Consider the following 23,347-nt stretch of genomic DNA (forward strand, 5'->3'; position numbering starts at 1 on the left):
CAAAGCCCGTGCGGGCGGCGTACCTGCAGCGCGGCCAAATAACGAAACACCCAGGGGATACAAACATGTCTAAGGGCCACACCCTCCAGGAACCCTTCCTCAATGCGCTTCGCAAGGAACGCATTCCGGTTTCGATCTACCTGGTGAACGGCATCAAGCTCCAAGGACAGATCGAGTCGTTCGACTCGTTCGTTGTTCTGCTCAAGAACAGCGTGAGCCAGATGGTCTACAAGCACGCGATCTCCACCATCGTTCCGGCCCGCGCCGTGCGTCTGCACGATCCGGACGCGGAACCCAGCGAGGAAGGCCCGGCGGCCTGATCCGCACGCGCCGCAGGCAACTGATCGATTGTCCGTTCAATCTTTTCTAGAACGTCCGCCCAGCGGTCAGCGCGCGGTACTCGTTCACCTCGAATTTCCGCGGACGGATTTTGAATCCGATCGCCGGGAGTTCGAGGAACTTGCGCGTTCGGCGGGCGCGGAAATCCATGTCGTCGTCGGAGGATCACGCGTCAAGCCCGATGCCGGGTTGTTCATCGGCAGCGGCAAGGCGGACGAGATCGCCGGCATCGTGGCGGCTGCCGAGATCGAACTCGCGATCTTCAACCACGACTTGTCACCCAGCCAGGAACGCAACCTCGAGCGAATCATCAAGTGTCGCGTGCTCGATCGTGCCGGCCTGATCCTCGATATCTTCGCCAAGCGCGCGCGCTCCCACGAGGGCAAGTTGCAGGTCGAGCTGGCGCAGCTTCAGCATCTCGCGACGCGTCTGGTGCGCGGATGGACGCATCTCGAACGGCAGAAGGGCGGTATCGGCCTGCGCGGTCCGGGTGAATCGCAGCTGGAGACGGATCGTCGTCTGGTCAGGGATCGCATCACGACGCTCAAGCGTCATCTCGACGACGTGCGCCGCCGCCGCGCGCAAAGCCGCGCATCGCGCAAGCGCAACGAAGTGCCGGCGGTCTCGATCGTCGGTTACACCAACGCCGGCAAGTCCACGCTCTTCAATGCGATGACCGGCGACGACACGTACGCGTCGAGTCAGTTGTTCGCCACACTCGACACGACTGTGCGCAAGCTCGCGTTGCCCAACGGCGAGCCCGCCGTGCTGGCCGATACCGTCGGTTTCGTGCGCGATCTGCCGCACGATCTGATCGCCGCGTTTCGCGCTACGCTGGAAGAATCACGCGATGCCGATCTGCTGCTGCACGTGGTCGACTCGGCAGACCCCGAGCGCATCGCGCGAATCGAGCAGGTCGCCGAAGTCCTGCGCGAAGTCGGCGCGGGCGATGTGCCCTGCATGCTGGTGTTCAACAAGATCGACCTGCGCGAGGCCGAACCGGCCCGGGTCGAACTCGACGAGCAGGGGTTTGCGCAGCGCGCCTTCGTTTCGGCCCGGACGGGTGAGGGCCTGGAGGCCTTGCGGGAGGCGATCGCGCATCGGCTGCGACCGGACGAGACGGTTCACGAGCTCGTTCTGCCGCCGAATGCGGCGCGTCTGAGGGCTCAGCTGTTCGAGCATCGGGCGGTGCGCGACGAGCGCCTCGAGGAGGACGGCTCGTCCCATCTGCGGGTCGTGATGCCTTACGAGCGACTGCGCGGACTCTGTGCTGCCGCGGGCGTGACGCCGCCGCCTTCGCCCAAGGCGTTTGAGGAATGGGAACGGCACCCCTAGAATTCCGCGGCCCCGCCACAATCTGTTCAGTGGAAGGCTGGCTGCGGTCCCCGGCCCATATAACGAGGCGTCGCCACTTGGCGCCACCGAACTCGAAACCGACGAACGCCCCATGGCTTGGAATGAAGGACCCAATCGCGACCCCTGGAGTCAGGGGCCCGGCGGAAACAAGCCGGGTGGTGGCGGTGGACCGCCCGATCTCGACGAGATGCTCAAGCGCCTGAAGGCGCGCTTCGGCGGCGGAAATGGCGGTGGCGGCGGACCGCGCGGAAGCAGCGGACCGGGCCTGCCCCGCGCCACGGTGGGTCTGGCGATCGGGTTGATCGCCGTCATCTGGCTCGCCAGCGGCACCTACGTGGTGGACGAGCAGGAGCGGGGTGTGGTGCTGCGCTTCGGTGAATACGACCGTACGGCGATGCCCGGCATCGGCTGGCGTGCGCCGTGGCCGATGGAATCGATGGAGCGCATCAACGTCACGCAGGTGCGCCAGATCACCGACCAGCAGAGCATGCTCACGAAGGACGAGAACATCGTCGACGTCGAGTTGACGGTGCAGTACCGCGTCTCGGCAGTCGAAGACTTCCTGTTCAACGTCGACGATCCCGACCTCACCCTGCAGCAGGCGGTGAAGTCGGCCGTGCGCGAGACCGTGGGCCGCAGCGCGATGGACTTCATCCTGACCGAAGGCCGCCAGGCCATCGCCGACCAGACCAAGCAGATCCTTCAGGAGACCCTCGACGAGTACAAGTCGGGTCTGGTCGTCACCGAAGTGAACCTGCAGCAGGCGCAGCCGCCCGAGGCCGTACAGGCTTCGTTCGCCGACGCCATCAAGGCGCGCGAGGACCAGGAGCGACTCAAGAACGAGGCCGAGGCCTACGCCAACGATCGTCTGCCCAAGGCGCGTGGCGCCGCGGCGCGACAGATCGCCGAGGCCACCGCGTATCGCGACCAGGTGCTCGCACGAGCCGAAGGTGATGGATCGCGCTTCACGCAGCTCCTGCTCCAGTACAAGATCGCACCGGCTGTCATGCGCGAACGCCTGTACCTGGACAGCATGAGCCAGGTCATGGCCGGCAGCTCGAAGATCATGATCGACGTCGACAAGAGCAATCCGATGCTTTACCTGCCGCTCGACCAGCTCATGAAGTCGATGCCGCGCGCCGAAGGCTATCCCTCCGACTACGTGACCGCGCCGGGAACGGGCGCAGGCACCAGCACGCTCGATTCTTCACGTTCGCGTGACCGGAGCCGCCCATGATGAGAAATCCTCCGGTATTGCTGGTGGCGATCGCGGCGTTGCTGCTGATGATCATCAGCGGCAGCTTCTTCACGGTCGACCAGCGCGAGCGCGTCCTGCTGTTCCAGCTGGGCGAAATCAAGGGTGCGGACTTCAAGCCCGGCCTGCATCTGAAGCTGCCGTTCTTCCAGCGCGTACTGCGTTTCGACGGCCGCATCCTGACGCTCGACAACCAGACCGAGAACTTCCTGACGATCGAGAAGAAGAACGTCGAGGTCGACTTCTTCGTGAAGTGGCGCATCGTCGACACCACGCGTTACTACCGTGCCACCGGCGGGCAGGAACTCGTGGCGATGGACCGACTGGCTGCGATCGTGAACCCGGGCCTGCGTGCGCAGTTCGGTTCGCGCACGATCCGCCAGGTGGTCTCCGGCGAGCGCAACGAGATCCTCGACGCCGTGCAGAAGATCGCGAAGGACCGTGTGGCCGAACTGGGCATCGAGATCGTCGACGTGCGGGTCAAGCGCGTGGACCTGCCCAAGGACGTCAGCGAATCGGTCTACCAGCGCATGCGCGCCGAGCGCACGCGCGTGGCGTCCGACCTGCGTGCCCGTGGCGCGGAAGAAGCCGAGCGCCTGCGCGCCGAAGCGGACCGCGAAGCGCAGATCACGCTGGCCAACGCTTATCGCGAATCCGAAAAACTGCGCGGTGAAGGCGATGCCAAGGCGGCCGAGGTCTATGCCAAGGCCTACGGCCAGGACACCGAGTTCTACAAGTTCTACCGGTCGCTCAATATCTACCGCGACACCTTCGGCACGCGCGACAACATCCTGGTGCTCGAACCGGATGGCGAGCTGTTCAAGTACTTCAAGGGCGGCGGCAAGTAAGGGCGGACACGGTTTCGCTCCTCCGGGCCCCCTCGATCCGCACCAGACGATCGAGGGGGCCCGGGCTCGTTTCGCTCCGTTGGCCCGCCCGGTCCCGGGCTGGATTTCGCGGCCGTTGAGCGCCGCGTGATGCGCGGACCGGGCCTCGCCTGCATGATCGGCGGGCCGTTGCTCCTCAACGCAGTAAAATAGGCGTACCGCCTCCTTTCACGGCGGCTGCGCACGGACTCCCCCTCATCACCATGGCTACCAAACGCTGGATGCTGCCCGACGGCATGGAGGAAGGTCTTCCTCCGGTCTCCTGGCAACTGGAGCGGCTGCGCCGGCGGCTGCTCGACCATTACCACGACGCCGGCTACGAACTGATCCTCCCGCCGCTGGTGGAGCATCTGGACTCGCTGCTGACCGGCAGCGGCGGCGACCTCGAGCGCCAGACGTTCAAGTTCGCCGACCCACAGGGCGGCCGGATGCTCGGTATCCGCGCGGACATGACGCCGCAGGCGGCCCGCATCGCGGTGCGGCGCTTTGCCGAATCGAAGGTCGTGCGTCTCTGCTATCTCGGGACCGTGCTGCGCACGTCGCCCGACAGCCCGGGCGGCCCGCGTTCGCCGCGCCAGGTCGGCTGCGAGCTGTTCGGGGAGCCGGAGCTGTCCGGCGATCTCGAAGTCCTGCGCCTGATGCTGCGTACCCTCGCGCTGGCGGGCATGGCGGACGTACATCTGGACCTGGGCCACGTCTCCATCTATCGCGCCGTCATCGGTCGCCTGAACCTGGAGACCGACGACGAGGCCGCGCTGTTCGGCATCCTGCAGCGCAAGTCGCATCCGGACCTCGCGGACTTCGGTCGCGCGCGCGGCCTGAACGGCGTCATCGAGACGCTGGGCGAACTGATGGATCTCAACGGCGATGTCACCGTGCTGCAACGCGCCCGGCAGACGCTGGTTCGCGGTGATGCCCAGATCGGCGCTGCGCTGGATACGCTGGAAGCGGCGGCCGCGAATCTGTCGAAGGAATTCCCGAACGTGCCGATCCACGTGGACCTCGCCGAGTTGCGGGGCCTGCGCTATCACACCGGCCTGGTCTTCGCCGCATTCGTGCCGGGTTACGGCCGCGAGATCGCGCGCGGCGGGCGTTACGACGGCGTTGGCCGCGAGTTCGGTCGTGCGCTGCCGGCGACGGGTTTTTCGGCGGACATGAACGAGTTGTTGCGGCTGGGTTCCAGCGAGTGAAGAGCCCTGGCATGCGCGGCATCTGATGCGCACAGGGCCGTCATTCATTCTTTTGTGGCTTCGCGGATTCTTTGAAGGATCAGGACATGGGTAAGAGTGTGGTTGTCATCGGCGCTCAATGGGGCGATGAAGGGAAGGGCAAGGTCGTGGACCTGCTCACCGATCGCGTCGAGGCCGTCGTGCGCTTCCAGGGCGGACACAATGCCGGGCATACCCTGGTCATCAACGGCGTGAAGACGGCGCTGAACCTGATCCCGTCGGGAATCATGCGGCCCAAGGTCGCGTGCCTGATCGGCAACGGCGTGGTGCTGTCGCTGCCCGATCTGATCAAGGAGATCGAGAAGGTCGAAGCCACAGGTGCATCGGTGCGCGACCGGCTGAAGATCTCCGAGGCCGCGCCGCTGGTGCTGCCGGTCCACGCCAAGCTGGACCAGGCGCGCGAGCGTGCCCGTGGCGAGGCCAAGATCGGGACCACCGGCAAGGGCATCGGCCCGGCCTACGAGGACAAGGTCGCGCGTCGCGCAATCCGCGTCGGCGACCTGTTCCACCGCGAACAGCTCGCCGCGAAGCTCGGCGAACTGCTCGCCTTCCACAATTTCGTGCTGCTCAACTACTTCAAGGAATCGGCGGTCGATTTCCAGGAGACGCTCGACTCGCTGCTGGGCTACGCGGAAGTTATCCGGCCGATGGTGGCGGACGTCACCGAACTGCTGCGCCTGCATCTGCGGCGCGGCGACAACGTGCTGTTCGAAGGGGCGCAGGGCGCGCTGCTGGACGTGGATCACGGCACCTATCCGTACGTGACCTCCAGCAACACCACGGCGGGCGGCGCTTCGACCGGCTCCGGCGTGGGCCCGCGTGAACTCGACTACGTGCTGGGCATCGTCAAGGCTTACGCCACGCGTGTCGGTTCCGGTCCTTTCCCGACCGAGCAGGAAAACGACATCGGCCAGCACATCCGCGACAAGGGCCAGGAATACGGCACCGTCACCAAGCGCCCGCGCCGCTGCGGCTGGTTCGATGCAGTGGCTGCGCGCCGGTCGATCTTCAACAACAGCGTCACGGGCCTGTGCGTCACCAAGCTCGACGTGCTCGACGAGCTCGACGTGATCCGCATCTGCACCGGCTACAAGTTGAACGGCGTGCCGGTGGACGTTCCGCCGATCGGCGCCGAGGGCTTCGGCAAGATCGAGCCGGTGTACGAGGAACTGCCGGGCTGGAAGTGCAACACGTTCGGCGTGAAGAACTACGCGGATCTGCCGGAGGCGGCCAAGCGTTATCTCGATCGCGTGCAGGAAGTCACCGAGACGCGCATCGCGATCATCTCCACCGGCCCGGATCGCGAGCACACGATGGTGCTGCACCACCCGTTCGATTGAGCCTGCGAACGTAGCCCGGACGAAGTCCGGGATTTCTCCCGATCGATCGCGACCGCGGTCCCGGACTTCGTCCGGACTACGGGCAAGCTCAGTGCGGCCGGTGCCGGTAGTGCTCGGGCTTCTCGAACGTTCCTGACCAGATGCCGCGCTTCGCCGACTTCGCCTTGGCCTGCGCACGCGCGTAGGTCCCCTTGCTGTATCGCGCGTAGTCCGTCGCCCAGCCCTCGCCCACCATCCATTCGCTGATGCTGCGCTGGTGGCTCGAACACTTCGCCACGAGTCGGCCGTAGCGGTCCTTGTCGACGGTCACGCACTGCACGATGGCACCATCGAGATGCCGGCGCAGCGCATCGGTCGCCGCGTAGCCGCAACTCCAGCGCTCCTTGCCGCGCGTGCATGTCTGCTTGAACTCGGGCGCATCGATGCCCCAGAGCCGGATGCGGTGTTGGCCGATCTCCAGGCTGTCGCCATCGACCACTTTCGCCTTGCCGGCGACGGTCTGTGCCGATGCGAGCGGAGGAAACACAAGCAGGACGGCGATGGCCAGTACGGCCGCGCAGCGCATCCGGAATCGATCGCGGATCAGGCGCCTGCCGACGGACAGCCCGATGCGGCCGGCGTGCGTGCCAATCCTTCCAGGCCGCGGCCGATCTGTGTGGCGAGACCGGCGACAGCACCCCGGTACGCCCGGACCAGCGCCGCATAATCGGCGCCGGCGGGCTGCTGCAATTGCGACACGCAGGTCAGCGCGGCGGACTTGGCATCGGCCGCGCGCAGGCTCCAGGCTGCGGTGACGAGCACCTGCCCATCGGCCAGCGATTCGAAGCGCTGCACGTCGACGCGCACGCGGAACAGCTTCAGGCCTTCGGGAGCGGACACGCGGCTGAGGTCGCTGATGCCGAACTGCTCGCGAAGCTGCTGCGCGAGCGCAGTGCCGATCTCGTCCGGCAACGGCGCGCGCCAGCGATGGTCTTCGGTCAGATGGCTGCGGCCATCGGAGCCGGTGATGAGCAACTGCGGGATGTCGGCGCTGCGCGGCACGCTGACCGGTTCCAGCAGCATCGCGAACGACGGATTGCCGCTGGCCGTCGAGGGTGCCGCGCCGGCCAGCGTGTACAGGTGGATCGGCGCGGAGCTGCAGGCGCCGAGCGATGCAGCGGCCCAGAGCATCAACGCGGCACGCAATCCGGAACGCAGACGAATCATTTTGCGGGCTCCTGGATCTGCGGCTCTTCGGCTTCGCGTCGGCCGCGGACGAGCGACTCGGGGTGACGTTGCAGGTAGTCCGAAAGATCCCGCAGCGAGCGCACGGTGCGTTCGACTTCGATCAGCGTACGGCGCATGTCCTGCTGGATCGGCGCATCCGCCGACGTCAGCGAGCCGCGTGCGGACTCGAGCGTGTCGCGTGCCTCGCGCAAGGTCTCGGTGGCGGCGGGCGCCACTTCGCCGTCGAGGCGCTTGATCAGCGAGTCGGCATTGCCGAGCGCGGAGTTGAGGCGCTTGCCGATGTCGTCGAACGGAATCTGGTCGATCTTGGTGACGATGTCGGTGATGCGCGTCTGGATCTGGTCGAGGCTCGCGGTCTCGGTGGGAATGCGCAGCGGGCGATCCTTCGCATCGAAGTCGGCCTTCTTGGCCTGCGGCGGGAAATCCAGCGCCACGTAGAGCTGACCGGTGATCAGGTTGCCGGCACGCAGCTGGGCACGCATGCCGCGTTCGACCATGTGGGCGAACAAGATCTCGGGTTCGGTGGCGTCGGCGCCTTCATCGTCCGCGATGACCTCGTCGTACGCGCGACCCATGCGCTTCGGATAGATGTCGGCCGATACCTCGGTGTAGAAGCGCTTGCGCGTCGCGTCGAAGCCCAGGTCCAGTCGCGTGATGCGGCCCAGGACGGTGCCCTTGAAATCGATCGGGCCGTCGACCGTGAGGCCGCGCACGGACTCGAAGAAGCGCATGCGCACCGGCATCACCACCGCGTCGCGCGGCGCTAGTGCGGCGCCCTGGTTGGGATACAGCGGGAACGTCGCGCCGTCGGCCGCGGGCTTGGGATTCGGGTCCGCGAGGGGCAGGGATTGAAACGCGACGCCGCCCGCCAGCAGAGTGACGACGGACTGCGTGTCGAGCTTGAAACCGTTGGCGTCGATCGACAGGTCGATGCCGCTGGCCGACCAGAATTGCGTGTCGGTCTTCACGAAGGTGTCGTAGGGCTCCTCGATGAAGACGATGACCGAAACGTCCTTGCCCTCCTTGTCCAGCTCGAATCCGAGCACGCGGCCCACCGGCACGCGCAGGTAGTAGACCGGCGAACCGACATTGAGCGATCCCAGGTCCGCGGTCTTCAGGTTGAAGCGCCGGCCCTTCTCGTCGTTGGTCAGGATCGGCGGATCTTCCAGGCCGACGAATTCGTACTGCGATTCGGTCGAGGTGCCCAGATTCACGCCGATATAGGTGCCGGACACCAGAGTCTTGAAACCCGAGATCCCGCCGAGGTCGGCGCGCACACGCACCACCCAGAACTGCGTGTCTTCCACGGCGATGCTGCTGGCCTCGCTGGTCAGCCCGACGGTTGCGACCACATGGCTGCGGTCCTCGGACATCTCGACCCGTTTCACCTTGCCGAGCACGACGTCCTTGTAGCGGACTTCGGTCTTGCCGGCGTCGAGGCCTTCTGCGGTCTTGAAGCTGATCTCGATCGTGGGGCCGTTGGCCATGTAGGCGCGCACGATCAGCAGCGCGCCCGCGAGCGCAGCGACGATCGGCACCAGCCAGATCATCGAGGGCCTCATTCTGGCGCGCCGGCGTACGACCGGATCGGGCAGGTCGTCGACGTCGGGCGGAGGGGCGGAGGCCGGTGTATCAGTCATCGTGCAGAGAGCCTTCGGCTGCATCCCAGATCAGTCGCGCATCGAAGGCCTGCGCCGCGAACATCGTCAGCACCACCACGGCGCCGAACGCCGCCGCGCCCGGTCCGGGATCGATGCGCGCCAAGGTCGAGAACTGGACCAGCGCCACCATCAGCACCACCACGAAGATATCGAGCATCGACCATTGACCGACCCACTCCACGAGTCTGAACAGACGCGTGCGGCGCCGGCGCCCGGTGACCCAACCCAGCTGGACGCTCAGCAGCAGCACGACGAGGACCGCGATCTTGGCGAGTGGAACCACGACGCTGGCCACGAACACGATCAGCGCCAGATCCCAGGAGCCGGCCCGCCACAGGGCGAGGACGCCGCTGATGATAGTGTCCTGGCGATCGTCGAACAGCGTCTTGGTGCGCATGATCGGCAGCGCGTTGGCCGGGATGTACAGCAGGATCGCGGTCACCAGAAATGCCCAGGTGCGCGCGATGCTGTTCGGCTTGCGCGCGTACAAGGCCTGGCCGCAACGCGGACATTCGACGTCCACGCCTTGCGGCGCCGCGCGGCACACCATTCCGCAGATCGGGCAGCCGAGCACGCCCAGCTCGCGCGCGGTCAGCATGGCGTGCGGGTCGTGGCTCATGGGGTGGCGCGCTCCGCGTTCTCCCACAGCGTGTCGGGATCGAAGCTGGCCAGTATCGTCAGCAGAACCGTGAGCACCGCGAATCCGGCCAGGCCCGGCCCCGGAATCACCGTGGTTTCGCCGCCGAGTTTCACCAGGGCCACCACGACGCCGAGCATGAAGACTTCGACCATGCTCCAGGGCCGGATATGCACCAGTGTGTGCATGGCGGCGCGCAGGGCCGGCGGGCGGCGTCCGAGCTGCAGGTAGGCGAGGACGACCGTCTCCAGCCCGATACGCACCAGGGGGAAGACGAAGGCGCAGAGCGCCGCGAGCGCGGCGACCGGCTCGGCGCCGCTGTACCAGGTGGCGGACAGCGCCTGGAACAAGGAGGCCTGCGTCGATTCGCCGCGCAACTGGATCTCGACGATCGGGTTCAGGTTGGCGACCAGGTAGGCGATGGCGCTGGCGATCGTCAGCGCGAGCCAGCCGTCCAGATGCCGGCGGCGCTCCGTGTACAGCACCGTTCCGCAGCGGATGCAGTGCGCGCGTGCCCGCGGCGCGAGGTGCACGCGCCGATGCACCGCGTCGCAGTGCTCGCAGACCGCAATGGAGGAAGGCTTCACGGTCCTAGCGTTCAATGTTGCCCCGATGCGGTCAACTTGCGCGGACGCGCCCGCCTGCCGGCTGAACGACGCTGCATCGTGGAAGCGGCTTTGCCGGCGCTTACAGGGCCTCGGCCCGTGTCACCGCCAGCCAGGGACCCCGCGACCGCCCAAGCAGCGCATTCCAGTACCAGGCGGAGGCGTCGGTGAACGTCTGGCCGGCGTCGTCGACGACCTGCTCGCAGACGCGCTGCCGCTGGCCGGCGCGCTCGGCGACGAAGCAGCGCCATAGGCGGCGCCGGCTGTCGCGTTCGAGGACGGGCGCGCCGACCTCGTAGCCGAGGCCGCGATAACAGTCGACGGCCGGGTGGAGCATGCGGGTCGGCGCCATGATCTCGCGCAGCACCACCGTGCGGCCGCCGTTGTCGAAGCGCCCGATACGACCGGGGAAGCGCTGCGCAAATCGCCGCTCCACCGCGGACAGCGCGAGCGGACGCAGCGGCATTCCGTCCCAGAGCGCCGGCCACTCGCCGAGCGATTCGGCGCGTGGCGCGAACGCCGAAGCCGTCGACTGTCGGGCGGCCTGTGCCATCAGCGCCGCGGCGATCAGCGCCGGCGCCGCGCCGTACATCCAGCGACTGCGGTACGCGGCGTCCGGTTCTTTCGCGTGCGCGGCCCGCTGCTCCACGAACGCGCCCGATCGCATCCAGCGCAGCACGAGCAGGCACACCACGCCGAGCACCGTCAGCCCGATCGCTTCGTGCGACGCATCGTCCAGCCCGCCGGGCCGGGTCTCCAGCAGCACGAGAACCAGGTTTCGCACGATGTTGCCGACGATCACCAGCGCGCCCACCAGCGGGAGCCGCAGCAGGAACGCGCGATCCGGCAGGTCGCGCAAGGCCGCGAGGGTGCAGGCGAGGAAGTAGGCCATCCACGCCAGTTGCACGCCCGAACACGGCGCATCGACGATGACCAGTTGGCCCTGGACCATCATCGAGGCACCGCTGCGTTCGGCGGCGACGCCGGCCGCGCCCAGGACGCGCGCGCTCAGTTCCGCGGTCACGATCCGCAACGGATATCCGGCGTAGAACTGCAGCGAGGAGATCAGCGGCAGCCCCAGCACGGCCAGCCCTGCCAGCGGGAGGCGAGCGATTCCCGAGGGCAGCCACGCCGCCAGCGCCGCTACCAGCGACAGCACGCCCAGCAGCGCCGCGAACAGGGGCGGCAGATGCCGCGTGGCGAACGCTGCCAGTAGCAGCAGCGTCGTCGCCAGCAGCATCCAGGTCGGGCGCGGCGACCGGCGCAGCGTGGTGCCGTGCCGCGCGACGATCAGCGTCAGCGCGAGGATGGCGACCACGCCCAGCGGATCATCCGAGCCGTCGCGCAGGCGCGTCCACATCCAGCCCGCCTGCGGCCACAGCGCGATGGCGTGCAGCGTGAGGTGCAGCCATGCCGGCGAGAGCCGGAAGCCGAAACCCGGCGCGCTTTGCACACCGGAGGGCGCTACCGAGGACGACATCGCGGCCATCCGCGCGTCTCAGGCCGCCAGCCGGCGGCGCGTCGCGCGCACGAGCACTGCGGCGACGACCAGCAGCGAAAGCAGAAGGCCGGGTTCCGGCGTGCCCGGCACTTCGACGCCGACGGCCCGATCGCTGACGCCTTGCGGCATCGGCGATGCCTGGTCCACCGGTACCGCCGCCGTGTCGGTGCGCACGACCTGGTCGACGGCGATGAAGCTGGTGTACTGCGTCAGCAGTCCGTAGCGAAGGCCCAATGCCGTGATCGGGCCGCGCTGGGAGTCGTTGCCGTGCAGCGCCTCCTCGTCCGAGAGCTGGGCGATGCGGGCACGCGACCACAGGTGGCGCAGCGCCACGGCGTTCGCGCTGGGCGAGGGCACCGGGACGATCTCCTGGTAGTCGCCGTTCGCGGCATGGCCTTCAAGCACGAGCTGCCCTTCGGGGTTCTCGTCGCCGGTACTGTGCCACTTGCCCCACAGCAGCACCGGGCGGCCGCCGAGCACGTCCGGCAACTGCGCCGGCTCGACGTCGTACACGTCGAGACCTTCGAACGTCGCGGTGAGCGAGGTGAGCACCGGCGAGTCGATCATGTGGCGCAGGCGTTCGGCTTGTTCGGCCGCCTGCTCGGGCCGGGTGACGACGAACGCCTCGCCCTGTCCCGCCCGCGCGATACCTTCGATCAGCATGCGGTTCACCGAGCTGCCGATGCCGAACGCGAACACGTTGCTGTTGCCCAGGTTCTGGCGCACCAGCCGGAACACCTCTTCCTCGACGCTGACGTAGCCGTCGGTGACCACCACCACGGTGCGCGAGACGTCGTCGTTCTTCGGCAGCGCGGCGATGTGACGCAGCGCCGGCACGATCTCGGTGCCGCCGCCCCCCTGCGTGCGGCCGATCGTGGCGATGGCGCGCTCGATGTTCTCCTGCGTGGCCGGAATCGGCACCGGGCTGAGCATCACGTTGCTGCCGGAGAACAGCATCACGTTGAAGGTGTCGCTCGGCCGCAGGTGGCCGATCAGGTTGCGCATCAGGACCTTGGCCGTGTCGAGCGGATAGCCCCACATCGACCCGGAGACGTCGAGCACGAACACGTATTCGCGTGGATTGATCTGCGCCGGCGTGATTGCCCGCGGCGGCTCGACGACGGCGAGAAAGAAATTCTCTTCTTCGCCGCGGTAGAGCATCAGGCCGGTCGCGGTGCGATCGCCGGCGAGGCGATAGTCGAGGATGAAGTCGCGATTGTTCTGGCCCTTGATGTTCTTGAGCCGCACGGTGGCCTGCGTGCGCTTCGCGCCGCTGACCTGGATCTCGTGCGAGGTCGACGTGATCTCGCTGACCGGCAGCGGCGCGTCGAGCGCCACCTGTAGATCGAAGGTGGATGCGGACTCCGCACCGGCGTGCAGGAACGGCATGGCTGGCAGCGAGCTGCTGCCGCCCGCGCTCGACGGACGGTGATACCGCGGGCCGGCCACCGTCGGGAACACGAACTGGTAGCGTCCTTCGGTCGGCGCGATCAGTTCGGTGTAGCGCAGTTCCACGCGCACATCGTCGCCCGGCAGGATGTTCGCGACGTTCATCTGGAACAGGTTGGGCCGCGACTGCTCGAGCAGTGCGCTGGTCTTGCCCTCGCGCCGCGCCTGTTCGTACTCGTCGCGTGCGCGCTGCTTCTCGCGGATCTGCGCCGTGATGATGCGGCCGCCCAGGTGCACCGTCATGCCATGCACCGCCGCGCGCGTGGAGCCCGGAAACACGTAGCGCGCCTCGATCGGCTTGCTGCCCTCGTTGCGGTACCGCTGCGTGACGGTGACGTCGGCTATGACGCCCGCGATCTTCACATCGACCTGCGTGGACTTCAGCGGCAGGCGATCCAAGCCGGGTTCGCCGCGCTCGATCTGGAAGTAGGGCCCTTCGGCCGGAAGGGCTTCGGAGTCGTCGGCATGCGCGATGCCGGCGACGACCAGACCGCAGGCCAGCGCCAGGTGCAGCAGCACCCCGAATACGAAGGGAAGGCTCGAGAGCCCGGAACGCGCCGGCGGGCGCGGGATCGACGAGGTGACCACGTTTTGTTCTCCCTGGACGGGCCCGGCGATATCGCGTCGTGAAGGACGACGGAACCCCGTGGCTGCAATCCAGTCTGGGAGGGCGCGGTGGCCGGCCGATGGCCCGCCGGTGCAAGTGCCGTGCAAGCGCCGATTCGAAGCGGTGGCGGGAGCGGTGCTTGCCAAGAGACGTCGGTCACAGAAAATCGCGCATTCATCCCGTCGCACTCGAATTCTTGAACAGGGAGTGCTTCTACTTCGACGAATATCGGCGTCCGGAAATGTATAGTTTGTCGCGTCAGGAGGGCCCTGGGCCCGCCACGAATCGGGGAGCGATCTGATGGGGCTTATTCAAGCGGTGGCGGGTTCGATTGGCGGCACGCTCGCGGACCAGTGGAAGGACTTCTACACGGTTCCGGACGGCCTGCCGGCAACGGCGGCGATGTTCGCCGCGGTGCCGCGCGGCACCAATGCGGGACGGGGTTCGAACACCAAGGGTTCTTCGAACATCATCTCCAACGGTTCGAAGATCGTCGTGCCGGAAGGCTACGGCCTGCTGCTGTTCCAGGATGGCGCTGCCACCGGCTTCGTTGCCGAGCCAGGCGCCTACGAGTGGCGGTCGGACGACCTCAATTCGAAGTCGATCTTCGCCGGCGACAACCTCGTCGACTCGCTGATCAAGCAGAGCTGGGAGCGATTCAAGTTCGGTGGCCAGCCCGGTTCGCAGCAGGCCGCGTTCTTCGTTTCGCTGAAGGAACTGCCTGACAACCGCTTCGGAACGCAGTCCGAAATCTACTGGGAGGACGGATTCCTCGGCACGCAGGTCGGCGCGGTGACGCGCGGCTCGTACACGCTGAAGATCGTCGATCCGATCCTGTTCGTGAAGAACTTCGTGCCCGCGAGTTATCTGCAGTCCGGGCAGGTCTTCGATTTCACCGACATGGACAACGCTGCCGCCAGCCAGCTGTTCAATGAGGTGGTCGGATCGCTCGCGCCGGCGTTCAGCATCTACACGAACGATCCGGGCAAGAACAATCGCATCACCAAGCTGCAGCAGGACTCCGTCGGCTTTGCCAAGAGCCTGTCGGCTGCGGTGGAGGATGCGTATCAGTGGAAATCGGATCGCGGCCTGGTCATCGCCAAGACCGCGATCGTGTCGATCGAATACGACGCCAACACGAAGGAGCTGCTCAAGACCGTGCAGCGTGCCGATGCCTTGGCCGGTGCGCGCGGCAATTCCAATCTGCAGGCGAGCGTCGCTGCGGGCATCCAGTCGGCCGGCGAGAAAGGCGGTGCGGCGGGCCTCGTGGGTGTCGGCATGGCGACCGGCATGCTCGGCGTCGGCGGCGGTCTGCAGCAACCGGTTGCGCCGGCCGCTGACGACCCGATCGCCAAATTGAAGAAGGCCAAGGAGATGCTCGATCTCGGATTGATCACGCAGGCCGATTACGACGCGGCCAAGTCCAAGGCGCTGGGTCTGTAAGCGGCGGAGCACGCAACCCGATGTCGACCACCAACACGTCGCCGCCCCTTTCCGGCCCCGGGTCGCCGCAGGACGTGCCGCCGCTCCCCGGCAGTTTTCCGATCGACCCGAACACGCTGCCCAAACCCATCCGCGACGAGGTGCTGGCGCCTGATCCGGTTGCCATCGATACGGCCGCCGCCGAACTCAAGGACGGTCTCAACCGTTGTCCGAAATGTGGTGCGACGGACATCCGCCCCAAACCAGGCGGAGACCTGCTGATCTGCCTGTACTGCCGCAACGAGTGGCAAGGCGCGCGGGTGGAGGAGGAGTTCGGGCTCGGCGTCGGGCTGGACGAACTCACGGGCACGATCATCGCCTCCGGCGCGGCGGACATCGACGACGGCGCCGCGAGCCTGATGAGTTTCAAGTGCAGCGGCTGTGGCGCCGAGGTGACGGTCAACACCGAAAGCCAGATGACCGCGCGCTGCCATTGGTGCCGCCATGTCTTCGGTGTCAACGAGCAGGTGGCGAACGGCGCAGTGCCGGACGCGGTCCTGCCGTTCCACATCAAGAAGGACGACGCGGTGGCGCGCATCCGTCAGTTCGTCGACAAGCGGCGCTTGTTCGCGCTGAAACAATTCAAGGAAGAGTTCACGCCCGAGAACGTGATCGCCGTCTATCTGCCGTACATGATTGTCGATGGCAGGGTGGGCGCGGACGTAGCGGGCCGGGGCGAGATCGAGACGGCGCGCTACACACGAGGCACCGGCGACAACAAGAAGACCTACTACGACGCCGACGTGTACCAGGTCGAGAGGCACGTGGATTTCACCGTGGACGATCTGCCGCTGGAATCTTCCGCCAAACGTGGCGACCTGGACACCAAAGCGAATACCAACAACATCATCAACACGATCCTGCCGTTCGACACCAAGAACGCGGTGAAATGGAATGCGTCCTATCTGAACGGTGTCACGTCGGAGAAGCGCGATCGCGACGTCGAGGATCTGCGTCCGCGCCTCGAAGACCAGTTGCTGTCGATCGCGCGCGCCCAGGTCGAATCATCGGTACGCCAGTACGGTCGTGGCGTGCGCTGGGAGCAGGAGCGCCTCGACGTATACGGCACGCGCTGGGTGTCGATGTATCTGCCGGTGTGGCTCTATTCATACCACCAGCCAGGCGGCAAGAACGGCATGCTGCACTACATTGCGGTGAACGGCCGCACCGGCGAGACCATGGGCAGCGTACCGGTGCAGCAATGGAAGCTGTTGCTGACCGCACTCACCGTCGGCACCTTCGTCGAAGGTATTGCACTCTGGATGGTGGGGTTCTGGTGATGGATGGAGATGGCGCCCTATTGCTCCTCCTCGCTGGCCCGGCCAGTGCCACCGCTCTGTATTGGGCGTTGTACCGCTACTACCGCAACACCGACAAATCCCACGCGTTCGAACGCGAGACCACCGTCGACGCCAAGCCGGTCACCGGCGCGGACGCGGACGTGAAAGTCAGCGAAGTGATCGGCACGCGCGAGACCCGCATCAACGGGGACAATGTGAGCGCGTATCGCACGCGTGTGGCGCGTATCCGGGACGCTGCCCAGCCCCACACGTAAGGGCTGAGCGTTCTTCGCCGGAGACAGGCGCGGAATCCATCGGTATCGGTCGGAAACGGCCGGCAGAAGGCTGGAAGAGCGCCGTCACTTCGATGACAAGCTCAGCGCTTCAGCAATGGGTACGCCGTGTGGCCGATCGGGAAGGTGCTCGGGAAGAGGGCTGCCGGTCGACGATGCGCGGTCAAGGTCCTCGAGATCCCATCGACCGCGGTCCTAGACCAGCACCTGGCGGGTATGCCGGGCGAACCAGTGAATCTGATGTTCCACCTTCGAATCGATCATCACCGCGGGAGCGCGACCGTTCGGGCAGGGCAGGCGCGGCGTCGTGCCGAATAGCCGGCAGATCAGAGGCCGTTCCTCGTAGACCTCGCAGCCGTTCGGGCCGAGATGAGGACAGCTCAACGCGGCGAGCGCAGCCTCGTGCACGGCTTCGCTCTTGACCGGAAGGCGAGCCATTTCGGTCGACGAAGCGGTGACCGGTCCGCAGCAGTCATGGCACCCGGGGACGCATTCGAAAGAGGGAATCCTGCGCCGCAGATAGCGGATGGCCCGATCCTCAGGCGTCACTAGCGTCGGGCGCCCGGGCTTCGGCCTTTTGCATCGCGCGGACGTTCCAGCGTGATTCGCAGAAAGCTGCCGCGCAGTTCTCGGCCGTTCAGCGCGGCGATCGCGGCGCGTGCCTCGTGTCCTTCCATGTCGACGAAACCAAAGCCGCGGCACTTTCCCGAGAACACGTCCTGCGGCAGCTTGATGCCACGCACCTTTCCGTGCGCGGAGAACAGCTCGGCCAGCTCCTTTTCGGTGGTGTTGGAAGGCAGATTGCCGGCGTAGATCGTCAACATGGCAGTTCTCGCATGTAGGGAGTTTCGAACGGGCAGCGGTCCCCGCGGGAAGGGCGGGCATGCGAAGGCGGGCCCGTGCTGGCGGCCCGACTTTCACGATCCGTCTGGAAGGAGTGTCGGGCTGCGACATGATAATGATGTTAACATTATAAACACACGATATGTGATTATCATGAAAACGATGCAGGAGATGCGCAGCGTCGCCCATGCCGAGGCCCGGTTCGTGACGCATCGGCGTCTGCCGCCGGGGGATCGCGTGTCTCGAAGAAACCCATCGCGACTTCACAGGAGCTGCAACCCATGAGTACGGGAACCCCTTCCATGTTTACGGATCTCGACACCGTTCATCTGGTCGAGCAGGCGCTGCTGCGTGGAGAAGGCTTGCTCGCAGATACCGGCGCATTGGTGGTCACGACGGGTTCCCGGACGGGTCGGTCGCCCAAGGACCGCTTCATCGTGCGCGACGCCATCACCGAAGCAACGGTGGACTGGGGCGCCGTCAATCAGTCTTTCGATCTGGATCGGTTCGAGGCGCTGTGGAAACGTGTGCGAACGTACCTGAGCGTCAAGACCAGGTATTCGTCTCGGCTGCATGTGGGTGCTGACGCCGAGCACTACCTGCCGGCGCTGGTCGTCACCGAAACCGCCTGGCACTCGCTGTTCGCGCGCAACATGTTCATCCGGCCGGCGCAGTACAACCCAGGCGGCAAGCCGGAATGGCTCGTGCTGAACGCGCCTGGATTCGAATGCAACCCGGCCCGCGACGGGACCAACTCCGAAGCGACGGTGATCCTGGATTTCGAGCAGCGTCGCGTGCTGCTCGCCGGGCTGCGGTATGCCGGCGAAATGAAGAAGGCGCTGTTCTCGGTCCAGAACTACCTGCTGCCGGAGGCCGGCATCCTGCCGATGCACTGTTCGGCCAACGTCGGCGAAGACGGCGATACCTGCCTGTTCTTCGGTCTGTCGGGAACCGGCAAGACCACGCTGTCAGCGGATCTGAATCGCTACCTGATCGGCGATGACGAGCACGCGTGGGCCAAGGGTTCGGTGTTCAATCTCGAAGGTGGGTGCTATGCCAAGACCATCAACCTGTCGCGCCAGAACGAGCCGGTGATCTGGGACGCCATCCGCTTCGGCGCTATCGTCGAGAACGTGGTCGTTCATCCCGATAGCCGGAAACCGGACTATGACGACACCGCGTTGTCGGAAAACGGGCGTTGCTCGTACCCGCTGGAGCATGTGCCCAAGCGCATGAAGAAAAATTCCGGGGCCGAACCCCGAACGGTCATTTTCCTGACCTGCGACGTCTCCGGCGTGCTGCCGCCGGTATCCATCCTGTCGAAGGAAGCAGCGGCGTTTCATTTCCTGAGCGGGTACACCGCTCGCGTGGGCTCAACCGAAGTCGATGCGGTTCCCGGGATTCAGCCTACGTTCTCGGCCTGTTTCGGGGCGCCGTTCATGCCCCGGCCGGCAGCGGAATATGCCGAGCTGCTGATGCGACGCGTCGAAGCGTTTGGTTCCCAGGTGTACTTGGTCAATACCGGTTGGACCGGCGGTGCCGGTGGTCCGGGCGGATCCGGTCGACGCTTCCCGATTCCGGTGACGCGAGCCATCGTCGCGGCCTGCCAGAGCGGCGCCTTGCTGGGCTGCAAGACGGAGCATCTGGACGTCCTGAACCTGGACATTCCGACCGCGGTGCCGGGCGTCGACCCGCAGCTCCTGAACCCGCGCCGGTCCTGGCTTTGCGCAGCGGACTACGACGAAGCGGCCGGCAAGCTGGCGAAGCTGTTCCGCAACAACATCCGCAAGTTCAGGACCACGGAGCAGGTCGTCAAGGCGGGTCCACGCGGCTGAGCGGGCACGTCGGGGATCATTTCATTCAAATCGTATGCGGATCATTGAGCATGGAATCCAAGACGGCGCGCTTCACCGTGTTGATGGATCCCGATAAGAAGCGGGCGTTCGAAATGCTGTGCGCGCAGCAGGATCTGACACCGTCGCAGGTCGTCCGTCAGCTCATCCGCGAGTATCTCGCCAAGCACGGCGTGACCTACACCAGCAAGGCGGGCTCGCAGAAGTAATCCTGGGTGCCCCCGTCGCTTCGTTCAGGGGCTTGATGACGAATCGGGCATTGGCCTCCACCCTGGAGGGATGCGCAACTCCGGCATTTGCTGCTTGAGTTTGATGCCGGCATTCGGCGAGGTTCGCGGAGGCGCTTCGAGATCGAGCGGGGCGATGTCGCGGTCCGCGAAGAGCCCGGACGGGTTGAAGACCGCGCCGACGGCAAACGCTTGTGCCAGCGTGTGATGGAGCTGGCGTATTCCGGAATGGCCCCGGCGATCACAGGCAAGCACCATCACGTCGTCCTTTTCCCACAGGATGTCGTTCACGAAGGTGGTCAGCATGCCGGCCGGTCCCACTTCGATGAACACACGGAAGCCATCCTCGTACAGACGACGGATGGTTTCGGTGAAACGCACCGGCTGTTCCCACTGCGTGGCAAGCATTTCGCGCGCGGCGTCCGCTTCCGGGGGAAAAGGGGCGGCACTGCATGCGCTGTAGAGGCTGATTCCATCGGCTCCCAGGTCCAGATCCCGGAGATAGGCGCGGAGCGCTGCGGTCAGCGACGTGCAGCGGGCGGTGTGGTGCGGGTGCTTTGCCGGGAAATGAGTGGGGGTGGCGCCTTGCTCCTGCAACCACGGCATGAGCGCCAGCGATTCCGCAGGAGGTCCGAAGAACGTCACCTGGTTGGGGCAGTTATCGGCCACCAGCGTCAGTGGGGAATCTTGTGCGGCCAGCTTGTCGAGAAGCTCCTGGCGAGTCTCCGGCCACAGGGTGTCGGCAAAAGTGATGACCCCCTCCGCCTGATCCTCACCGTCTGTCGCTGCGCAAGCCAGAAGGCGCGCGAGTTCGCGTGCCCAATTCAGGTGCCCGTCGAGATGAGCGAACCATTGATTGTTGCGGGCGACGACGGCGGTGAATTCTCCCGCCCCGTAACCGAGCAGGGCATCGGCCTTGATCGCCACGTCGTCGAGCAGGCGCAGCATCGCCAGGCTCGCCACGAACGCACATTCGAAGCCGGGGTCAGTCCGATTCAGATCGGCCTCCAGCAACCGGCGACGGTTTTCGTCAAGCCCGGCCGGCGCCGGAAACAGCATCGGCGCCCGCGCGGGCCGGCCGTCGGCCCGTCCAGAACGCTCGAGGCGGTCGAAGCATTCCCGGACCTTGGGGAAGTGCATGCAAAGATCGGCCAGCATTTCCGGATACTGGGTGCTCTCGCCGGGGAACGTCCCCTTGCCGGGAAACAGGAGGCACAGCTTGCCCGGCGCTGCTCCTGAACCCTGGTAGATGCCGCTGCTTGCGTCGAAAGAGGGCGGATCGTCGGCCCGAAGGGCCTCGATGACCCGACGAAGCTTGAGCATCAGGTCCTCGGCATTCTCAGCAACGATCGCGAGACGGTGGCCGCCTTCGACGCGGGCGCTGCACGCCTTGGCGACTTGCGCGACGCTGACCGGGGCCGGGCCACTCAGATGCGCCAGGACCGATTCGGCGAGTTGCACCAGCGAGGACACCGAGCCCGCCGTCATCGCGATCAGCTCGGAATCCTGCGGTGCGTGCAGCGTCGCATCCGCCGTGCTCTGCGGGCTGGTGTACTCCTCGAGAATCACGTGCGCATTGGCGCCGCCAAAGCCAAAGGCATTCACCCCGGCACGACGCGGATGCGGGCCTCCATCGATCCAGGGGCGCGCCCGGTTGTTGATGTACAGCGGTCCGCCCGGACCCACCAGCTCCGGGTTGGGCGGATCGCAGAGCGTGGGGGGCAGCAGTTTGTGGTGCAACGCCAGTGCGGTCTTGATCAACGATGCCGAGCCCGCGGCAGGCAGACAGTGCCCGATCATCGATTTGACCGATCCCACGGCAATCTGCGGCGCGGTGCCGCGGGCGCCGAAAACGAGGTTCAGTGCGTCGATCTCCGCGCGGTCGCCGGCGGCGGTCCCGGTGCCGTGGGCTTCGATCAGATCCACCGTCAGCGGGTCGATCCCGCTGCTGCGGTAGGCCTGTTCCAGCGCCATCACCTGGCCTTCCACGCGCGGGGCCAGCAGGCCTTTGGCCTTGCCGTCGGATGCCAGGCCGATTCCCTTGATGACGGCGTAGATGCGGTCGCCCTCGCGCTCTGCGTCGGCCAGGCGCTTGAGCACCAGCATGCCGACACCTTCACCCAGCAGGATTCCGTCCGCACCGGTCTGGAAGGGACGGATCTTGTCGTGCGAGAGCGCCTGGATCTGGCAGAACTGGATGTAGAGCTGCGGCGGCGTATGCGACTGCACGGCCCCCGCCAGCATCAGGTCGCAACGCGCCGAGACCAGTTCGCGCACGGCACCATCGAGCGCGAACAGGGCGGACGCGCAGGCCGCATCGAGGATGTAGTTCGGCCCCATCAGGTTGAGGCGGTTGGCGATCAGCCCGGCGATGACGTTCGGGGTCGTGGCCCCCACCATGTCCGCGTTGAAAGCGGGCAACTGACGCTGGAAATGCTGACGCAATTCGGCCAGATCCCCGGCCGACAGGTCCGGCCTCAGCGCGTGCGCCATGCCCATCGCCTGATCGAGAAACAAGCCGCGGCTCATGACGCTGGCCATCGCGCGATTGCCGTAGGTTCCGCGGCCGATCACGACCCCGGTGCGCTCCGGTTCGAACACGCGTCCACCTTTGAGGTAGCCCGCATCGAGCAGCGCCTCGCGTGCATATTTCAGCGCCATCCACTGGTCCGGATCGCCGCCGTCGACAATATTGGGCAGCACACCAAATTCGATGGGGTTGAACTCGGCCAGCTCCTTCAGAAATCCGCCCTTCGTCGTGTAGGTACGGTCATTGGCCTGGGTATTGGCCTCGAAGTACGGGCCGGTCCATTCGGGTCCGGCTTCGCTGACGGAATCGACCTTGTCGAGAATGTTCTGCCAGAACGCGCGCGCATTCGGGGCGCCTGCATAACAGCCGGCGAGACCGACGATGGCGATGTCCAGCGGCATGGGCGGACGTATTTCGTCCCGGGCCTGGGCGGTGCCCATTTCCGCGGTGGCAGCGGCCGCCAGATCGGATTTGATATCGGACGATGCGCGCTTCACTTTCTTTTGTCGGACGCGCTTCATTGTGCTGCCGCGTTCTTCGCCGGATGGATGAAGCTCTTAAGCGCAACGAATCCTGTCACTGCAAGAATGGAGATCGCCCCAGGCAGGGCGCCGGTTCCGACCGGGGACACATCGCGCCCGCGTTCCCGTCGGCTGCGAATGCCGACGGTCGCCGCGAGAACATCGCCGAGCAGGCGCAAGGAATTGAGGGGCTTCTTGCCCGGATCGTCGGATGAGTTCATGGGG

General features: G+C 66.0%; 22 protein-coding genes. 11 read left to right on the forward strand and 11 right to left on the reverse strand.

Annotation, left to right across the window (positions count from 1 at the left end; all coding sequences use genetic code 11):
* The first annotated feature begins 65 nt into the window (after positions 1-65).
* From hfq to DFR24_RS23160, 6 genes are all read left to right on the forward strand, one after another.
* A complete protein-coding gene (gene hfq, locus DFR24_RS23135; protein ID WP_133883828.1) occupies positions 66-320 on the forward strand; it encodes an RNA chaperone Hfq in 255 nt (84 codons plus the stop codon).
* 28 nt (positions 321-348) lie between these two features.
* Positions 349-1,674: a ribosome rescue GTPase HflX gene (gene hflX / locus DFR24_RS23140; RefSeq protein WP_133883829.1), complete on the forward strand. Its 1,326-nt coding sequence runs from the start codon at positions 349-351 to the stop codon at positions 1,672-1,674.
* Positions 1,675-1,786: 112 nt separating this feature from the next.
* Positions 1,787-2,932 (forward strand): FtsH protease activity modulator HflK, encoded by a 1,146-nt coding sequence (gene hflK, locus DFR24_RS23145; protein ID WP_133883830.1) that lies wholly within the window; start codon positions 1,787-1,789, stop codon positions 2,930-2,932.
* Positions 2,929-3,798 (forward strand): protease modulator HflC, encoded by an 870-nt coding sequence (gene hflC, locus DFR24_RS23150; RefSeq protein ID WP_246051772.1) that lies wholly within the window; start codon positions 2,929-2,931, stop codon positions 3,796-3,798. The genes hflK and hflC overlap by 4 nt, the downstream gene beginning before the upstream one ends.
* Before the next feature lie 242 nt (positions 3,799-4,040).
* Positions 4,041-5,027 carry an ATP phosphoribosyltransferase regulatory subunit gene (locus DFR24_RS23155; protein ID WP_133883831.1) on the forward strand — a complete coding sequence of 329 codons (987 nt, stop codon included), beginning with the start codon at positions 4,041-4,043 and terminating at the stop codon, positions 5,025-5,027.
* Between the two features lie 86 nt (positions 5,028-5,113).
* On the forward strand, positions 5,114-6,406 hold the full coding sequence (locus DFR24_RS23160; protein WP_133883832.1) for an adenylosuccinate synthase: 1,293 nt from the start codon (positions 5,114-5,116) through the stop codon (positions 6,404-6,406).
* An 88-nt stretch (positions 6,407-6,494) separates the two neighbouring features.
* On the opposite strand, the gene DFR24_RS23165 is transcribed toward DFR24_RS23160, so the two are convergent.
* From DFR24_RS23165 to DFR24_RS23195, 7 genes are all read right to left on the reverse strand, one after another.
* The gene (locus DFR24_RS23165) at positions 6,495-6,971 is read right to left on the reverse strand and encodes a thermonuclease family protein (RefSeq protein WP_133883833.1); all 477 of its coding nucleotides are present in this window, start codon (positions 6,969-6,971) and stop codon (positions 6,495-6,497) included.
* A gap of 17 nt (positions 6,972-6,988) precedes the next feature.
* On the reverse strand, positions 6,989-7,612 hold the full coding sequence (locus DFR24_RS23170) for a PqiC family protein (protein WP_133883834.1): 624 nt from the start codon (positions 7,610-7,612) through the stop codon (positions 6,989-6,991).
* Entirely contained in the window at positions 7,609-9,195 is a 1,587-nt protein-coding gene (locus DFR24_RS23175) for a PqiB family protein (protein ID WP_246051773.1), read from the reverse strand. Before DFR24_RS23175 ends, DFR24_RS23170 begins: the two co-directional genes overlap by 4 nt.
* 70 nt (positions 9,196-9,265) lie before the next feature.
* Entirely contained in the window at positions 9,266-9,913 is a 648-nt protein-coding gene (locus tag DFR24_RS23180) for a paraquat-inducible protein A (RefSeq protein WP_210772604.1), read from the reverse strand.
* Positions 9,910-10,518, reverse strand: coding sequence for a paraquat-inducible protein A (locus DFR24_RS23185; RefSeq protein WP_162851393.1), 609 nt, complete (start codon positions 10,516-10,518; stop codon positions 9,910-9,912). Before DFR24_RS23185 ends, DFR24_RS23180 begins: the two co-directional genes overlap by 4 nt.
* Positions 10,519-10,618: 100 nt before the next feature.
* Positions 10,619-12,016, reverse strand: coding sequence for an exosortase Q (gene xrtQ / locus DFR24_RS24770; protein WP_210772603.1), 1,398 nt, complete (start codon positions 12,014-12,016; stop codon positions 10,619-10,621).
* Positions 12,017-12,034: 18 nt separating this feature from the next.
* On the reverse strand, positions 12,035-14,074 hold the full coding sequence (locus tag DFR24_RS23195; protein ID WP_210772602.1) for a VIT and vWA domain-containing protein: 2,040 nt from the start codon (positions 14,072-14,074) through the stop codon (positions 12,035-12,037).
* Positions 14,075-14,393: 319 nt separating this feature from the next.
* Here DFR24_RS23195 and DFR24_RS23200 point away from each other — a divergent pair, with 319 nt between their 5' ends.
* The 3 genes from DFR24_RS23200 to DFR24_RS23210 are packed head-to-tail and all read left to right on the forward strand — an operon-like array spanning position 14,394 to position 17,130.
* Entirely contained in the window at positions 14,394-15,536 is a 1,143-nt protein-coding gene (locus DFR24_RS23200; RefSeq protein ID WP_133883837.1) for an SPFH domain-containing protein, read from the forward strand.
* Between the two features lie 20 nt (positions 15,537-15,556).
* Entirely contained in the window at positions 15,557-16,855 is a 1,299-nt protein-coding gene (locus DFR24_RS23205; RefSeq protein ID WP_133883838.1) for a TFIIB-type zinc ribbon-containing protein, read from the forward strand.
* The gene (locus DFR24_RS23210; protein ID WP_133883873.1) at positions 16,855-17,130 is read left to right on the forward strand and encodes a hypothetical protein; all 276 of its coding nucleotides are present in this window, start codon (positions 16,855-16,857) and stop codon (positions 17,128-17,130) included. The genes DFR24_RS23205 and DFR24_RS23210 overlap by 1 nt, the downstream gene beginning before the upstream one ends.
* Before the next feature lie 213 nt (positions 17,131-17,343).
* Here DFR24_RS23210 and DFR24_RS23215 read toward each other — a convergent pair whose 3' ends face one another.
* Together DFR24_RS23215 and DFR24_RS23220 are read right to left on the reverse strand one after the other, a co-directional pair.
* Complete coding sequence (locus DFR24_RS23215; protein WP_133883839.1) at positions 17,344-17,697, reverse strand: YkgJ family cysteine cluster protein; 354 nt, start codon at positions 17,695-17,697, stop codon at positions 17,344-17,346.
* On the reverse strand, positions 17,697-17,972 hold the full coding sequence (locus DFR24_RS23220) for an RNA recognition motif domain-containing protein (RefSeq protein ID WP_133883840.1): 276 nt from the start codon (positions 17,970-17,972) through the stop codon (positions 17,697-17,699). The genes DFR24_RS23215 and DFR24_RS23220 overlap by 1 nt, the downstream gene beginning before the upstream one ends.
* A 300-nt stretch (positions 17,973-18,272) precedes the next feature.
* On the opposite strand from DFR24_RS23220, the gene DFR24_RS23225 reads away from it, so the two are divergent.
* Positions 18,273-19,826, forward strand: a complete 1,554-nt coding sequence (locus DFR24_RS23225) for a phosphoenolpyruvate carboxykinase (RefSeq protein WP_133883841.1) — start codon at positions 18,273-18,275, stop codon at positions 19,824-19,826.
* 50 nt (positions 19,827-19,876) lie between these two features.
* The gene (locus DFR24_RS23230; RefSeq protein ID WP_133883842.1) at positions 19,877-20,053 is read left to right on the forward strand and encodes a CopG family transcriptional regulator; all 177 of its coding nucleotides are present in this window, start codon (positions 19,877-19,879) and stop codon (positions 20,051-20,053) included.
* A 24-nt stretch (positions 20,054-20,077) separates the two neighbouring features.
* On the opposite strand, the gene DFR24_RS23235 is transcribed toward DFR24_RS23230, so the two are convergent.
* Positions 20,078-23,122: a type I polyketide synthase gene (locus tag DFR24_RS23235; protein WP_133883843.1), complete on the reverse strand. Its 3,045-nt coding sequence runs from the start codon at positions 23,120-23,122 to the stop codon at positions 20,078-20,080.
* Positions 23,119-23,343 (reverse strand): hypothetical protein, encoded by a 225-nt coding sequence (locus DFR24_RS23240; protein WP_133883844.1) that lies wholly within the window; start codon positions 23,341-23,343, stop codon positions 23,119-23,121. The genes DFR24_RS23235 and DFR24_RS23240 overlap by 4 nt, the downstream gene beginning before the upstream one ends.
* Positions 23,344-23,347: the final 4 nt, after the last annotated feature.

Source organism: Panacagrimonas perspica, from assembly GCF_004364935.1.
In the GTDB taxonomy this organism is placed as follows: Bacteria; Pseudomonadota; Gammaproteobacteria; order Nevskiales; family Nevskiaceae; genus Panacagrimonas; species Panacagrimonas perspica.